This is a genomic window from Blastococcus sp. HT6-4 (genome assembly GCF_039679125.1).
GTDB lineage: Bacteria > Actinomycetota > Actinomycetes > Mycobacteriales > Geodermatophilaceae > Blastococcus > Blastococcus montanus.
In genome coordinates, this window is the sequence record NZ_CP155551.1 from 435,613 (window position 1) to 450,770 (window position 15,158).

12 protein-coding genes are annotated in these 15,158 nt (G+C 73.0%); 8 read left to right on the plus strand and 4 right to left on the minus strand.

Annotated elements, in window-relative coordinates; translation table 11 throughout:
* Position 1: 1 nt before the first annotated feature.
* Both ABDB74_RS02010 and ABDB74_RS02015 read right to left on the minus strand, forming a co-directional pair.
* Positions 2-424, minus strand: a complete 423-nt coding sequence (locus tag ABDB74_RS02010) for a PPOX class F420-dependent oxidoreductase (protein WP_346621357.1) — start codon at positions 422-424, stop codon at positions 2-4.
* On the minus strand, positions 421-1,389 hold the full coding sequence (locus tag ABDB74_RS02015; RefSeq protein WP_346621358.1) for a pirin family protein: 969 nt from the start codon (positions 1,387-1,389) through the stop codon (positions 421-423). Before ABDB74_RS02015 ends, ABDB74_RS02010 begins: the two co-directional genes overlap by 4 nt.
* A 267-nt stretch (positions 1,390-1,656) precedes the next feature.
* Between ABDB74_RS02015 and ABDB74_RS02020 the strand changes: the two genes are divergently transcribed.
* Complete coding sequence (locus ABDB74_RS02020; protein WP_346621360.1) at positions 1,657-3,498, plus strand: PA domain-containing protein; 1,842 nt, start codon at positions 1,657-1,659, stop codon at positions 3,496-3,498.
* A gap of 98 nt (positions 3,499-3,596) precedes the next feature.
* Here the strand turns inward: ABDB74_RS02020 and ABDB74_RS02025 are convergent, their stop codons facing one another.
* The gene (locus ABDB74_RS02025) at positions 3,597-4,610 is read right to left on the minus strand and encodes a pirin family protein (RefSeq protein ID WP_346621361.1); all 1,014 of its coding nucleotides are present in this window, start codon (positions 4,608-4,610) and stop codon (positions 3,597-3,599) included.
* 107 nt (positions 4,611-4,717) lie between these two features.
* On the opposite strand from ABDB74_RS02025, the gene ABDB74_RS02030 reads away from it, so the two are divergent.
* The 7 genes from ABDB74_RS02030 (at position 4,718) to mnhG (ending at position 13,273) form a co-directional block, all read left to right on the plus strand.
* Positions 4,718-6,538: an ABC-F family ATP-binding cassette domain-containing protein gene (locus ABDB74_RS02030; RefSeq protein ID WP_346621363.1), complete on the plus strand. Its 1,821-nt coding sequence runs from the start codon at positions 4,718-4,720 to the stop codon at positions 6,536-6,538.
* A 221-nt stretch (positions 6,539-6,759) separates the two neighbouring features.
* Positions 6,760-9,645 carry a Na+/H+ antiporter subunit A gene (locus tag ABDB74_RS02035; RefSeq protein ID WP_346621364.1) on the plus strand — a complete coding sequence of 962 codons (2,886 nt, stop codon included), beginning with the start codon at positions 6,760-6,762 and terminating at the stop codon, positions 9,643-9,645.
* Positions 9,642-10,169, plus strand: a complete 528-nt coding sequence (locus tag ABDB74_RS02040) for a Na(+)/H(+) antiporter subunit C (RefSeq protein ID WP_346621366.1) — start codon at positions 9,642-9,644, stop codon at positions 10,167-10,169. Before ABDB74_RS02035 ends, ABDB74_RS02040 begins: the two co-directional genes overlap by 4 nt.
* Positions 10,166-11,926 (plus strand): Na+/H+ antiporter subunit D, encoded by a 1,761-nt coding sequence (locus tag ABDB74_RS02045; protein WP_346621367.1) that lies wholly within the window; start codon positions 10,166-10,168, stop codon positions 11,924-11,926. The genes ABDB74_RS02040 and ABDB74_RS02045 overlap by 4 nt, the downstream gene beginning before the upstream one ends.
* Positions 11,923-12,510 (plus strand): Na+/H+ antiporter subunit E, encoded by a 588-nt coding sequence (locus tag ABDB74_RS02050; RefSeq protein WP_346621369.1) that lies wholly within the window; start codon positions 11,923-11,925, stop codon positions 12,508-12,510. The genes ABDB74_RS02045 and ABDB74_RS02050 overlap by 4 nt, the downstream gene beginning before the upstream one ends.
* The gene (locus ABDB74_RS02055) at positions 12,507-12,821 is read left to right on the plus strand and encodes a monovalent cation/H+ antiporter complex subunit F (protein WP_346621370.1); all 315 of its coding nucleotides are present in this window, start codon (positions 12,507-12,509) and stop codon (positions 12,819-12,821) included. Before ABDB74_RS02050 ends, ABDB74_RS02055 begins: the two co-directional genes overlap by 4 nt.
* The gene (mnhG, locus tag ABDB74_RS02060) at positions 12,818-13,273 is read left to right on the plus strand and encodes a monovalent cation/H(+) antiporter subunit G (RefSeq protein WP_346621371.1); all 456 of its coding nucleotides are present in this window, start codon (positions 12,818-12,820) and stop codon (positions 13,271-13,273) included. The genes ABDB74_RS02055 and mnhG overlap by 4 nt, the downstream gene beginning before the upstream one ends.
* A 16-nt stretch (positions 13,274-13,289) precedes the next feature.
* Here mnhG and leuA read toward each other — a convergent pair whose 3' ends face one another.
* Positions 13,290-15,023: a 2-isopropylmalate synthase gene (gene leuA, locus ABDB74_RS02065; RefSeq protein WP_407062150.1), complete on the minus strand. Its 1,734-nt coding sequence runs from the start codon at positions 15,021-15,023 to the stop codon at positions 13,290-13,292.
* Positions 15,024-15,158 lie beyond the last annotated feature (135 nt).

Below are 15,158 nucleotides of genomic sequence, written 5' to 3' on the forward strand. Positions count from 1 at the left end.
CTCATCCGCCCAGCTGTCCGTAGGTGTGCTCCGGGCGGAAGCGGACCACCAGGCGACGGTCGGCGACCATGGCCGCCCGGTACTCGTCCCAGTTCTCGTGCTCGCCGGAGACGCCGCGGTAGTAGGCGATCAGCTCCTCGACGGCGGCGTCGTGCGGGTCCTGCGCGACCGGGGTGAGCTCGGCGGTGCCCTCGACGGCGACCCAGGTCCAGAAGTCCGTCGACGCCACGTGCAGCGTCACCCGGGGGTCGCGCTGCAGGTTGCGGGTCTTCGCGCGGTCGGCGGTCACCGAGACGCGGATCAGGCCGTCGTCCCAGGCGTATCCGACGTTGGACAGCTGCGGCCGGCCGTCCCGCTTGATCGTCGCGAGCACGCCCCAGCGCTGCCCGGCGACGAAGGCCAGCATCGTGTCGTCGGTCGTCATCCCTGCCGCCCCCTGGCCTTGAGCTGGACCGGCGGCAGCGGTGGCGCTGTCAGCCGGTTGCCGTCGAACCCCTCCACGGCGCCGAACCGGTCGGACTCGGCGTTCCACTGCTCGGCGTAGTCGGCGATCTCCTCGCCCGACCGGCCGACGAAGTTCCACCACATCACCAGCCGCTCCTCGAACGGCTCCCCGCCGAGCAGCAGCAGCCGGCTGGGCTCGGCGGCGCGCAGCCGCAGCGACCGCCGCCCGGTGCCCAGGTAGAGCATCGCGCCCCGCTCCAGCGGCGCGCCCTCCGCGGTGGCCGCGCCGGAGGAGACCAGCAGGCCGTGCTCGAAGTCCGGGTCCAGCGGCAGCTCGACGTCCGCGCCGGCGTCCAGCGCCAGGTCGGCGCCCAGCAGCGGGGTGTAGGCGGTGCCGGGGGAGACGGCGCCACCGAGGGAGCCCATCAGCACGGTCGTCGTCAGCCCGTCCGACGTCCAGCCCGGCAGCGTCGTGTGGTGCTCGAACGCCGGGACGGTCTCCCGGTGCGCGTCGGGCAGCGCCACCCACAGCTGGGCGCCGTGGAGGTAGCGCGGGTGGGGCACCGGCGACTGCTCGGAGTGCGCGATCCCGTGCCCCGCCGTCATCAGCGCCAGCTCGCCGGGGCGGAAGCGGACGTCGCTGCCGAGCGAGTCGCGGTGGTGCACCTCGCCCTCCAGCAGCCAGGACACCGTCTGCAGCCCGGTGTGCGGATGCGGCGGCACCTGCATCCCCGCCCCGGTGGCGACGTCGTCGGGGCCGTAGTGGTCGACGAAGGCCCACGCGCCCACGAGGCGCCGGCCGAGCGTCGGCAGCAGCCGGCGCACCCGGGTGCTCTCCCCGAGCATCACCGCCTTGCCGGGGAGCAGGTCCAGCGCCGGGCCCGCGGCGGTGTCCTGCAGCCCGCCGAGCTCGCGGGCGGCCGGGCGGCGGTCGAGGTTGCTCATGGCGCCTCCTGCCGCTCGGGACGGGATCCAGTGTGCACCTCCGGACCCGACGGCATCATGCCGGGCGCGCAGCGTAGGCGGCGGGGAACCGAGCGTCAGGACGTGCTGACCGGCCACGAGCGCACCGTGCTCGTCGAAATACAGAACGACAGATGGCTACTTGACGTGTGATTCACATCACGTCTTGGATGCGGATCCTCGGCCTGCCACGAGCGGCCGGGCCCCCAGCCGGGTGGCCGCCCGGCCATCGCATGATGAGGAGCTCCCTTGACCACACGGATCGCCAAGGCGGCGGTGCTCGGCGCTGCCGGGCTGCTGTTGACGGCCGCGCCCGCGCTCGCCCACAGCGAGGACGGTGCCATCGACAACGCGAAGGCCACCCACGGGCACGACCTGCACCACCAGCACGGCGGCCAGGAAGGCCACATCGACGTCGACAACCACGGTGCCGAGCTGGTCGGCAAGCTGCAGCTGAGCCGCGTCGTCGAGGGGAAGATCGCCGACGTCGCCGTCTTCGGCGACCACGCATACCTCGCCGCCTGGGGTGGCGCCACCTGCAAGGACAACGGCGTCCACGTGGTCGACATCTCCGACGTGCGGAACCCGGTAGAGGTCGCCTTCATGCCGTCCAAGGAAGGCAGCTACCCCGGTGAGGGCATGCACGTCATCGAGCTGACCACTCGTTCCTTCACCGGCAAGGTGCTGGTCTCCAACAACGAGACATGCAAGGAACCGGCCGGCTTCGGCGGCATGAACCTCTACGACGTGACGGACCCGGCCCGGCCCACGCCGCTGGCCGTGGGCGTCGGTGACTCGACCGACGGCGGCAACCAGAAGAAGTCGGCGAACCAGATCCACAGCGTCTTCGCCTGGGACGTCGGCGACAAGGCCTACGCCGTGATGGTCGACAACGAGGAGGCCGCCGACGTCGACATCATGGACATCACCGACCCGAAGAAGCCTGTGCTGATCGCCGAGCACGACCTCGCGGCGATGTTCCCGCGGATCCTCCAGCCGGGGAGACACCTCGACGAGGTCTTCCTGCACGACATGGTGGTCAAGCAGATCGGCGGTCGGCAGGTCATGCTGCTGTCCTACTGGGACGGCGGCTACGTGCAGCTCGACGTCACGGACCCGCGGAAGCCGAGCTACCTGTCCGACAGCGACTTCGCCGAGCTGGACCCCGAGGCCGCGGTGAGCGGTCTGGCGGTCCGGCCGGAGGGCAACGCCCACCAGGCCGAGTTCACGATGGACAACAGGTTCGTCCTCGCGGCGGACGAGGACTTCTCGCCCTACGCGCTCATCACCCGCAACGTGGACGACCGGTCCGACATTGCCGCGGGTCAGGGCGGCGGCACCCCGCCGTTGGAAGAGGGGCAGACCATCACCGGCGGCTCGGTGTTCGCCGGCCGTGCCTGCAACGGTGACACGACCGTGCCCCCGGCCGCCGACGGCACCCAGATCGCGGTGGTCGAGCGTGGCCTGTGCACCTTCACCGAGAAGGTGGCCAACGTCGAGGCCGCCGGCGGCTACGAGGCTGTCCTGGTGTTCAACCGCACCGCCTCCGACGGCTGCAACTCCTCGCTCGGCATGAGCGTCGAGGGCGGTATCCCGACCTTCGGTGTCGCCCCGCGTGAGCAGGGCTTCGCCATCTTCGGCGCCCAGTACGACGACGCCGCGTGCCTGGCCGGGGACGGCACCCAGCTCGCCCCCATCGATGTCGGCACGCCCGGTGACACGCTGACCTTCTCGTCGTACTTCGACGGCTGGGGCTACGTGCACCTGTTCGACGCGGCGAGCATGGCCGAGATGGACACGTACGCCGTCCCCGAGGCCCACGACCCCGAGCACGCCACGGGCTCGGGCGACCTCTCGGTGCACGAGGTGGCCGTCTCGCAGCAGGACCCGAACCTGGCGTACCTGTCCTACTACGCGGCCGGTCTGCGAATTGTCGACATCGGCAGCGGCGAGATCCAGGAGGTCGGCGCCTTCATCGACGAGGGTGGCAACAACTTCTGGGGTGTCGAGGTCTTCGAGCAGGACGACGTCGAGTACGTCGCCCTGTCCGACCGTGACTTCGGGCTCTACATCCTGAAGAAGACCCCCTGACACATGCACACCGCACGACCGTGAGGCCGGTCCCCTTCGGGGGGCCGGACTCACGGCTCGCCGGGGCCTCGACGGCCGGGTCCTCCACGCCGGGACGGTCAGGCGCCGGGCGCCTGCCCGGTCTCGCCCCGGACGTCGCCGTGCGGGACGTCCCGCTTCCCGTACGCGGCCGGGATCGACCCGAGCCGGCCGGCCTGGAAGTCGGTGAAGGCGTCCATGACCTCCTGGCGGGTGTTCATCACGAACGGCCCGTACATGGCGATCGGCTCGCGGATCGGGGCGCCGCCGAGGATGACCACGTCCAGCGCGGGGGTGCGCGACTCCTGGTGGACGGCGCCGTTGACCGTCACCGTGTCCCCGGGGCCGAGGACGGCGAGCTGCCCGGTGCGCACCGGGGCGCCGTCGATGCCGACCGAGCCGGCGCCGGAGAGCACGTAGACCAGCGCGTTGAAGTCCGGCCGCCACGGCAGGTCGAGGGTGGCGCCGGGGGAGACGGTGGCGTGCACCATCGCCATGGGCGTGTAGGTCGAGCCGGGGCCGGTCTGCCCGGCGACGTCGCCGGCGATCACGCGGAGGAAGGCGCCGGCGTCGGGGCTGGCCAGCAGCACCGACTCGTCGGCGCGCAGGTCCTGGTAGCGCGGCTCGACCCACTTCCGGGCCCGCGGCAGGTTGACCCACAGCTGCAGGCCGTGGAACAGCCCGCCGCTGACGACGAGGTGCTCCGGCGGGCGCTCGATGTGCAGGACGCCGCCGCCGGCGGTCATCCACTGGGTGTCGCCGTTGCTGATCGTGCCGCCGCCACCGTGGGAGTCGGCGTGCTCGAAGGTGCCGTCGATGATGTAGGTGACGGTCTCGAAGCCGCGGTGCGGGTGCCAGCTGGTGCCCTTGGGCTCGCCGGGGGCGTACTCCACCTCGCCCATCTGGTCCATGTGGATGAACGGGTCCAGGTCGCGCAGGTCGACGCCGGCGAAGGCCCGGCGGACCGGGAAGCCCTCGCCCTCGAAGCCCGAGGGCGCCGTCGTCACCGACCGGGTGCGGCGCCGCACCGTGCGCGGGGCCGGCAGCGGGACGCGCGGCAGGGTGGTGGTGTCCTCGACGGTCACGGCGGGCATGCCGGCCTCCTTGGTTGAGATCTCAACTACCGAGGACTGTAGCGCCGCCGGACCCCCGTGTCTTCCCGGCGGCCACGGAGAACGCGGGGCCAGGGATACTGGATGCGATGAGCGCACCCCTGAACCTGGTCAACCTCGAGCGGGTGCACAAGGCGCACGGCACGACCGTGATCCTCGACGACGTCTCCCTGGGCGTCGCCGCGGGCGAGCGGATCGGCGTGGTGGGCCGCAACGGCGGGGGCAAGAGCACGTTGCTCTCGCTGCTGACCGGCGCCGACGAGCCCGACTCCGGCCGGGTCACCCGCCGCGGCGACCTGGCGATGGGCGTGCTGGACCAGTCCGGCACCCTCCCCGCCGGGACGACGGTGCGCGACGTCGTCCTCCCGCCGTCGATGTTCGCCGCCGAGCACGAATGGGCCGGTGACCCGGCCGTCCGCTCGGTGCTGACCGGCCTGGAGCTCGACCGGCTGGGCCTCGACGCCCCCGTGGCGCCCATGTCCGGTGGCGAGCGCCGGCGGGTGGCTCTGGCGGCGCAGCTGATCCGGCCGCTGGACCTGCTGATCCTCGACGAGCCCACCAACCACCTCGACGTCGAGGGCGTCGCCTGGCTCGCCGAGTACGTCAAGCAGCGGGCCGGCGGCATGGTCGTGGTCACCCACGACCGGTGGTTCCTCGACGAGGTCTGCACGACGACCTGGGAGGTGGCCGACGGCAGCGTCCACTCCTACGAGGGCGGCTACTCGGCCTACACCCTGGCCCGGGCCGAGCGGGCGCGGATCTCGGCGGTCACCGAGGAGCGCCGGATGAACCTGGTGCGCAAGGAGCTCGCCTGGCTGCGCCGCGGCCCGCCGGCCCGCACCAGCAAGCCGAAGTTCCGCATCGAGGCCGCACAGGCGCTGATCGCCGACGAGCCCCCGGCGCGCGACTCGATGGCGCTCAAGGGCTTCGCCGCCCGACGCCTGGGCAAGACCGTCTACGACCTCGAGGACGTCGACTACGCCGTCCCGACCGACGACGGCCCGCGCACCCTCTTCGAGGACCTGACCTGGCACGTCGGCCCGGGCGACCGGATCGGCATCGTCGGCGTGAACGGCGCCGGCAAGACCTCGCTGCTGAAGCTGCTGGTGGGCGACACGACGCCGGACTCGGGGACGGTCGCCGTCGGGCAGACGGTGGCCCCGGCCTACCTGTCGCAGCACGTCACCGAGCTGCCGCCGCGCGCCCGGGTGCTGGAGGCGGTCCAGGACGTCGCCCGGCTCGCCCGCATCGGCAACCAGGAGATCTCCGCGTCGTCGCTGGCCGAGCGGTTCGGCTTCGCCGCGAACCGGCAGTGGACCCCGGTCGGCGACCTCTCCGGCGGCGAGCGGCGGCGGCTGCAGCTGCTGCGGCTCCTGATGGCCGAGCCGAACGTCCTGGTGCTGGACGAGCCGACCAACGACCTCGACATCGACACCCTGACCGCGCTGGAGGACCTGCTCGACAGCTTCCCCGGCACGGTGCTGGTGGTCAGCCACGACCGCTACTTCGTCGACCGGGTGTGCGACAAGGTGGTCGCGCTGCTCGGGAACGGGACGCTCGCCGAGCTGCCCGGTGGGGTGGACGAGTACCTGCGCCGCCGGGCGGCCGGGGGTGCGCCGCTGACGACGGCCGCGGGCACCGACGGCCGGCGTCCGGTGGGGGCGCCGGCGACGTCCGGACCCGTGGTCTCCGCCGCCGAGGCGCGGACGGCGAAGAAGGAGGCCAGCCGGCTCGAGCGGCGGATGCTCAAGCTGGACGCCGACGAGAAGAAGCTGCACGAGCAGCTCGCCGCGGCGGCCACCGACTACGCGAAGGCCGCCGAACTCGACACCCAGCTCAAGGCGGTGCAGGCCGAGAAGGACGAGGTCGAGGAGGCCTGGCTGGTCGCCTCGGAGCTCGCCGAGGGCTGACCCCGGACACCCGCAGGAGGTTTCTGCCGACAGTCCGTCTCTGCCCAGCCAGGCTGGGCAGAGACGGACTGTCCGCAGGGGAGTGCTGCCGGTCCGGTGCCTACGAGGGCGGCCTGGTCACACCGGGCGGACGCCGAGGTCCGGCCGTAATCTGAGGCCGCCGCCGGCTGTCCCTGGACGTCTGTGGTCGTCCCCGAGCCCACCGAGACTCCCGGAGACCCGTGCTCGCCGTTCTGCTGCTGCACCTGCTGGCCGCCGTGCTGGCACCGGTGCTCGTGCGGTGGTGGGGGCGGCAGGCGTTCCTCGTGCTCGCGCTCGTGCCGGCGACCGGCTTCGGCTGGGTCCTGACCCGCCTGCCCACCGTGACCGGGGGCGGCCAGGTCACCGAGACCGTGCCGTGGGTGCCGGCGCTCGACCTGGCCGTCGCCCTGCGGCTGGACGCCCTCGCGCTGCTGTTCGCGCTGCTGGTCACCGGGGTCGGCGCGCTCGTGCTGCTCTACTGCGCGCGCTACTTCGAGCCCGACGACGAGGGGTCCGGCCGCTTCGCCGGGCACCTCACCGCCTTCGCCGGCTCCATGCTCGGGCTGGTCCTCGCCGACGACCTGCTCCTGCTCTACGTGTTCTGGGAGCTCACGACCGTCTTCTCGTTCCTGCTCATCGGCGGCACGGGCACCAAGCTCGCCGCCCGGCGGGCAGCGAGCCAGGCGCTGATCCTCACCACGGCGGGCGGCCTGGCCATGCTGGTCGGGCTGATCATGATCGGCGAGACCAGCGGCAGCTACCTGCTGTCGGAGGTCGTCGCCGACCCGGGCAGCGGGCCGTTCCTGGTCGCCGGGACGATGCTCGTGCTCGCCGGGGCGGTCACGAAGTCGGCGATGATCCCGTTCCACTTCTGGCTGCCCGCCGCCATGGAGGCGCCGACCCCGGTCAGCGCCTACCTGCACGCCGCCGCGATGGTGAAGGCCGGCATCTACCTCGTCGCCCGGTTCGCCCCGGGCTTCGCCGACCTGCCGGGCTGGCGGCCGGTGGTGCTCGGGCTGGGCGTGGCCACCATGCTGGTCGGCGGCTACCGGGCGCTGCGGCAGAACGACCTGAAGCTGCTGCTCGCCTTCGGCACGGTCAGCCAGCTCGGCTTCCTCATGGTCCTGGTGGGTGCGGGGACCAGGGAGCTGGCCGCCGCCGGGCTGGCGATGACGCTGGCGCACGCGCTCTTCAAGTCCACCCTCTTCCTGACCGTCGGCGTCATCGACCACGCCACGGGCGTCCGCGACCTGCGCCGGCTCTCCGGGCTCGGCCGCCGGCTGCCGGTGCTGGCGGTCGTCGGCGGCCTGGCCGGGGCCTCCATGGCCGGGCTGCCCCCGTTGCTCGGCTTCGTCGGCAAGGAGGCGGCGTTCACCGCGCTGTGGGAGGGCGGGCTCCCCGACCGCACCGCCGCCGTGCTGGTGCTGACCGGTCTGGTCCTCGGGTCGGCGCTCACCGCCGGCTACACGGCTCGCTTCCTGTGGGGCGCGTTCGCCCGCAAGGGCGGCCTGCCGCACACCGAGCCGGCCGAGCTGGCCCACCCGCCGGGGCCGCTGTTCCTCGCCGCGCCGGCGGTGCTGGCCCTCACCGGGCTGGTCGCCGGACCGGCCAGCCCGCTGCTCGAGCCGCTCGTCGCCGGCTACGCCGACCGCATGCCGCTGATCGCCCCCGAGGCGGAGAAGCTGGCGCTCTGGCACGGCGTCCAGCCCGCGCTGGGCCTGTCGGCGCTCACCCTGCTCGGCGGCGCCGCGCTGTTCGCCGCCCGGCGCCGGGTCTTCCGCCTGCAGCGCCGGCTGGCCGTCGGGGCCTCGGCCGACGAGGGCTACTGGAACACGATGCAGGCGCTCGACCGCCTCGCCGTGCTCGTCACCGGCACCACGCAGCGCGGGTCGTTGCCGGCCTACCTCGGGACGATCCTGGTGGTCGTGCTGGCCCTGCCCGGTTCGGTGCTGCTCTTCCAGGCGCCGTGGCCGGGGGAGTGGCGGGCGTGGGACAGCCCGATCCAGGCCCTCGTCGGGGCGGTGGTCGTCATCGCCGCGGTGCTGGCCCTGCGCATCGACCAGCGGCTGTCGGCGGTGATCGTCGTGGGCGTCTCCGGCTACGGGCTCGCGGTGCTGTTCGCCCTGCAGGGCGCCCCCGACCTGGCGCTCACCCAGTTCCTGGTGGAGACGCTCACGCTGGTCGTCTTCGTGCTGGTCCTGCGCAAGCTGCCCAAGGACATCACCGAGCGGCACCGGCCCCGGGAGCGCGCCGTGCGCGGGGCCGTCGCCGTCGCCGTCGGCCTGGTGATGGCCGGTGCCGGGGCGGTCGCCCTCGGGGCCCGCAGCGCCGAGCCGATCTCCCTCGCCTACCCGGAGGCGGCCTACGTGCTCGGGGGCGGGTCGAACGTCGTCAACGTGACGCTGGTCGACATCCGGGCCTGGGACACCCTCGGGGAGGTCTCCCTGCTGGTCGTCGCGGCGACCGGCATCGCCAGCCTCGTGTTCCTGCGCCGACGCACCGGGAGCGTCGATCGGCTCGATCCCGTCCGCCTGGCCCGCCAGGAGAAGCGCTCCCGCCGGGCCCCGCGCCGGCAGTGGCTGGCGGCGTCGGCCGCGCTGGCGCCCGAGCGGCGCTCGGTCGTGCTCGAGGTGGTCACCCGGATCCTGTTCCACTCGATCGTCGTCTTCTCGGTGTTCCTGCTCTTCAGCGGGCACAACCAGCCCGGTGGCGGCTTCGCCGGCGGCCTGGTCGCGGGGCTCGCGCTCGTCCTGCGGTACCTCGCCGGCGGCCGCTACGAGCTGGGCGAGGCGGCGCCGGTGGACCCGGGGCTGCTCCTCGGCGTCGGGCTGCTGCTCGCAGGCGGCACCGGCGTCGCCGGGCTGCTGCTCGGGGCGGAGGTGCTGGAGACGGCGATCCTCGAGCGAACGCTGCCCGTGCTGGGCGACGTCAAGCTGGTGACCTCGCTCTTCTTCGACATCGGGGTCTACCTGATCGTGGTGGGGCTGGTCCTCGACATCCTCCGCAGCCTGGGCGCCGAACTGGACCGGCAGGCCGACGAGCACGACCCGATCGACTCCGTTCCCGGCGAGGTGATCCTGCGATGACGCCGACCGTCGTCCTGCCGGTGATCATCGGCGTGCTCTACGCCGCCGGGGTCTACCTGCTGCTCGACCGCAGCCTGACCCGCGTGCTGCTGGGCTTCCTGCTGCTGGGCAACGCCACCAACCTGCTGCTGCTGTCCTCCGGCGGCCCGGCCGGCCTCGCGCCGATCGTCGGGTACGCCGAGCCGGCGGAGATGAGCGATCCCCTGCCGCAGGCGCTGATCCTCACCGCCATCGTGATCACCTTCGGCATCGCCTCGTTCGTGCTGGCGATCATCTACCGGTCCTGGCGGCTGGTCCGGCAGGAGGTCGTGCAGGTGGACGAGGAGGACCGGCGGGTCGCCCGCCGGACGGGCACCGACGCCGACGAGATCGACCCCGACGACCTCGCGCCCGCGGACCGGTCGGCCGCGCACGCCGACACCGGGGTGAGCGACGAGGACGTCGTGGCGCGGCTCGAGCGGGATTACGCCGGCATCCCCTCCGACGACGTCGAGCTGCCCCCGACCCGTCGGAGGCGCCGGTGACCGGCGTCCTCGCCCCGCTCCCCGTCCTGCTGCCGCTGCTGGGCGCCGCGGCCGCGCTGCTGGTCGGTGGGCGGCACCCGCACGTGCAGCGGATGCTGAGCGTGCTCGTGCTCAGCGCGGTGCTCGCCGTCTCCGTGGCGCTCCTGGTGCTCGCGGACGCCGAGGGTGCGGTGGCGGTGTCGCTGGGCGGCTGGCCGGTGCCGCTGGGCATCGTGCTGGTCGTCGACCGGCTGTCGGCGCTGATGATCGTGGTGGCGGCGACGGTGGCGCTCGGGGTGCTGGTCTTCGCCGTGGGGCAGGGCGCGGCCGACGGCGACGAGGAGACGCCGATCTCGATCTTCCACCCGACGTTCCTCGTGCTCATCGCCGGCGTGGCCAACGCCTTCCTGGCCGGCGACCTGTTCAACCTCTACGTCGGCTTCGAGATCCTGCTGACCGCCAGCTACGTGCTGCTGACCCTCGGCGGCTCGGCCGCCCGGATCCGTGCCGGGATCACCTACATCGTGGTCAGCCTGCTCAGCTCGCTGCTGTTCCTGGCGGCGATCGCGCTGGTCTACGCCTCGACCGGAACGGTCAACATGGCCCAGCTGGCCGGCCGGCTGGCGACGCTGCCGGAGGGCACGCAGCTGCTCCTGCAGTCGATGCTGCTGATCGCCTTCGCCATCAAGGCGGCGGTCTTCCCCCTGTCGGCCTGGCTGCCCGACAGCTACCCGACGGCGCCGGCACCGGTGACGGCGGTGTTCGCCGGCCTGCTCACCAAGGTCGGCGTCTACGCGATCATCCGCACCCAGACCCTGCTGTTCCCCGGCGGCGGGCTGGACCGGGTGCTGATGTGGGCATCGCTGGCGACGATGCTGATCGGCATCCTGGGCGCGGTGGCGCAGACCGACATCCGGCGGATCCTCTCGTTCACGCTGGTCAGCCACATCGGCTACATGATCTTCGGCATCTCCCTGGCCTCGGAGGCGGGCCTGGCCGGCGCGGTCTTCTACGTCGTCCACCACATCGCCATCCAGACGACGCTGTTCCTCGTCGCCGGGCTGATCGAGCGGCAGGGCGGCTCGACGTCCGTCGACCGCCTCGGTGGGCTGGCCACCGCGTCCCCGCTGCTCGCGGTGCTCTTCTTCGTGCCGGCGATGAACCTGGCCGGCATCCCGCCGTTCTCCGGGTTCATCGGCAAGCTGGGGCTGCTCCAGGCCGGGATCGCCGACGGCCGCGGGCTGCCGGTCGTCGTGGTAGGAGCCGGGGTGGTGGCCAGCCTGCTCACCCTGCTGGCCATCTCCCGGGTCTGGACCCGTGCCTTCTGGCGGCCGCCGGCCCAGCCGCCCGCGGCCGACACCGACGCCGCGGCCGCGGCCGACGCGGGGCCGGAGCTCGCCCCCGCTCCGGTGCCCGGCCCCCTCGACGAGCACCAGCCCGTCGGCGAGAAGGAGACCGCTGCGGACGACGACGCCGCCTCCCTGCTGACCGGCACCCCCCGGCGGGTGGCGGCGCGCGCGGCGTGGGCCCGGCACACCGCGGTGGCGACCGCCGCCACCCCGGCCACCGACGGCTTCGGCGGGGACCCGGAAGGGACGGCGTCCGCACGGCCGCTGCCCCGGGTGATGCTCGCGGCGACGACGGCGATGGTGGCGGTGACCGTCGGGCTCACCGCGATCGCCGGGCCCCTCTACGGCGTCGCCGAGCGCGCGGCGGAGGACCTCCGCGAGCGGAACCCCTACGTGGACTCCGTCTTCGGCGGGGAGGACGTGCCGTGAGCGACGAGCCGTCGGGCATCGCTCACCAGTTGCGGCACCAGCTGCCGCTGCTGGTCTGGCTGGTGCTCGTCTGGAATTTCCTGTGGGGCACGTGGTCGTGGGCCAACCTGCTCGGCGGGATCGCCGTCGCCCTGCTGGTGACCGTGCTGCTGCCGCTCCCACCGGTCGTCGGCGGCACCCGGGTGCGCCCGCTGGCCTTCCTGCGCTTCCTCGGCTACTTCCTCGTCGACCTGGTCACCTCGGGGGCGGAGGTCGCGTGGCAGACCGTCCGGCCGCGCGGGATCGGCCACAGCGCCATCATCCGGGTGCAGCTGCGCACCGACTCCGACCTGCTGCTGACGATCCTGGCCGAGTCGCTCACCCTGGTGCCCGGGTCGATGGTGATCGACATGGACCGCGAACGGCGGACCCTGGCGGTGCACGTCCTGCACGTGGAGGACGAGGAGGACGTGGCACGGCAGCGGGAGTCGGTCCTGGCCCAGGAGGAGCGGGTGGTCCGGGCCTTCGGGTCCGCGACCGAGATCGCCGCGCTCGGGCTGCCGCCGGGTGAGCGGATCCAGGGCGCGGGGAGGCTGACGCCGTGACCGTCGTCTACTGGCTGGCCTACGGGATGCTGGGCGTCGGGGCGCTGCTCGCGCTGGTCCGGCTCGCCCGTGGCCCGTCGCTGCTGGACCGGGTGGTGGCCACCGACACGCTGCTGGTGATCATCGCGGCGGGGCTGGCCGTGCACGCGGCGCTGGAGCGGGACCCGACCGTCGTCCCCGTGCTGGTCGTGGTGTCGCTGCTGGCGTTCGTGGGCTCGGTGTCGGTGGCGCGCTACATCGGCGGCATGATGCTGCGCTCGCCGGAGGAGGACGAGCCGGCGGACCGGCCGGCGGGGGAGGTGACGGGGTGAACGACCTCTCCACCGCCGGTGACGTCGTCGCCGTCGCGCTGCTGCTGATCGGGTCGTTCCTGTGCCTCACCGCGGGCCTCGGGCTGCTGCGGTTCCCCGACGTCCTGACCCGGATGCACGCCGGGACCAAGCCGCAGGTCCTGGGCTTCCTGCTGGTCATGCTCGGCGGAGCCATCCGGCTGCAGGGCTGGTCGACGACCTGGATGCTGCTGCTGGTCGCGGTGTTCCAGATGCTCACCGCGCCGGTGAGCGCCCACATGATCAGCCGGGTGGCCTACCGGCGGCGGCACGTCCGGCGGGACCTGCTCCTGGTCGACGACCTGCGCAGCGGCGAGTCGCGGGACAGCGTGTACCGCGGGGACGAACCGGCCGACGCCCCGCCGGAGCAGCCGGGGCGGGCCCTGGCGGAGAGCCGCCGGGAGGACGAGGCCGACCGGGAGGCACCCGGCTGACCTCGCCCCCGGCGGCCTAGCGCTGTGCCCGGTTGACCGCGGAGACGACCGCCCGCAGCGAGGCGCTGACGATGTTGGGGTCGATGCCCACACCCCACAGGACGCGCTCGCCGACGGCGCACTCGACGTAGGCGGCGGCGCGGGCGTCACCGCCGGCCGACATCGCGTGCTCGGCGTAGTCGAGGACGCGGACGTCGACGTCGAGGGACCGGAGCGCGTCGACGAACGCCGCGATCGGCCCGTTGCCGCTGCCCTCGACCGTGACCGGAACGCCGCGGTCGGTCAACTCCACGACCATCTCGTCGAGGGAGTCGCCGCGCGCGGTGTGCCGGTGGCCGGTCAGGGCGAACCGGCCCCACGGTGCGTCGGGGTCGGGCAGGTACTCGTTGCTGAAGGCGGTCCACATCTGCACGGCGGTGACCTCCCCGCCCTCGTCGTCGGTGTGCCGCTGGACGACCGCGCTGAACTCGATCTGCAGCCGGCGCGGCAGGTCGAGGTGGTTCTCGGTCTTCATGATGTAGGCGACGCCACCCTTGCCGGACTGGCTGTTCACCCGGATGACGGCCTCGTAGCTGCGGCCGACGTCCTTGGGGTCGATCGGCAGGTACGGCACGGCCCACGCCTGCTGCTCGACGGGGACACCGGCCGCCTGCGCGTCGGCCTCGAGCGCCTTGAAGCCCTTGTTGATCGCGTCCTGGTGGGAACCCGAGAACGCGGTGTAGACGAGGTCGCCGCCGTAGGGGTGCCGCTCGTGCACGCCCAGCTGGTTGCAGTACTCGACGGTGCGGCGGATCTCGTCGATGTCGGAGAAGTCGATCTGCGGGTCGATGCCCTGGCTGAACAGGTTCAGGCCCAGGGTCACCAGGTCGACGTTGCCGGTGCGCTCGCCGTTGCCGAACAGGCAGCCCTCGATGCGGTCGGCGCCGGCTCGGTACCCCAGCTCGGCGGCGGCGACGGCGGTGCCGCGGTCGTTGTGCGGGTGGAGGGACAGGACGACGGCGTCGCGCCGGCCCAGGTTGCGGTGCATCCACTCGACCTGGTCGGCGTACACGGTCGGCTCGGCCATCTCGACGGTGGCGGGCAGGTTGAGGATCGTCGGCCGCTCCGGGGTCGGCTCCCAGACGTCGGTGACCGCGTTGCAGATCTCGACGGCGAAGTCGAGCTCGGTGCCGGTGAACGACTCGGGGGAGTACTCGAAGCGGATCTCGGTGTCGCTCATCTGCTCGGCGAGCTTGCGCACCACCTGGGCACCGTGGACGGCGATGTCGACGATCCCGGCCCGGTCGGAGCCGAACACGACCCGCCGCTGCAGGGTGCTGGTGGAGTTGTACAGGTGGACGATCGCCTGCTTGGCGCCGTGCAGGGACTCGAAGGTGCGCTCGATCAGCTCGTCACGGGCCTGGGTGAGCACCTGGATCGTGACGTCGTCGGGTACGAGGTCGTCCTCGATCAGCTGCCGGACGAAGTCGTAGTCGGTCTGGCTGGCCGCAGGGAAGCCGACCTCGATCTCCTTGTAGCCCATCCGGACCAGCAGCTCGAACATGCGCCGCTTGCGGTCGGGCGTCATCGGGTCGATCAGCGCCTGGTTGCCGTCGCGCAGGTCGACCGCGCACCAGCGCGGGGCCTGGGTCGTCACGGTGTCCGGCCAGGTGCGGTCCGGCAGCACGACCGGGGTGAAGGGCGCGTAGCGGTGGATCGGCATCCCCGAGGGCTGCTGGGGATGGCGGGCGTGCGGGTGGGTCTCGCTCATGGGGGAGGCTCCTGGTGCGGGCTGCTGTGCGCGGAGTGCGCACGGCTCCGGGGAAAGGTCAGCGGACGCCGGGAACGCCAGAACCCCGCGGCGAGGAAGCCGACCTAGGAGAGGGCCTCGCCGCGGCGGGTAAGC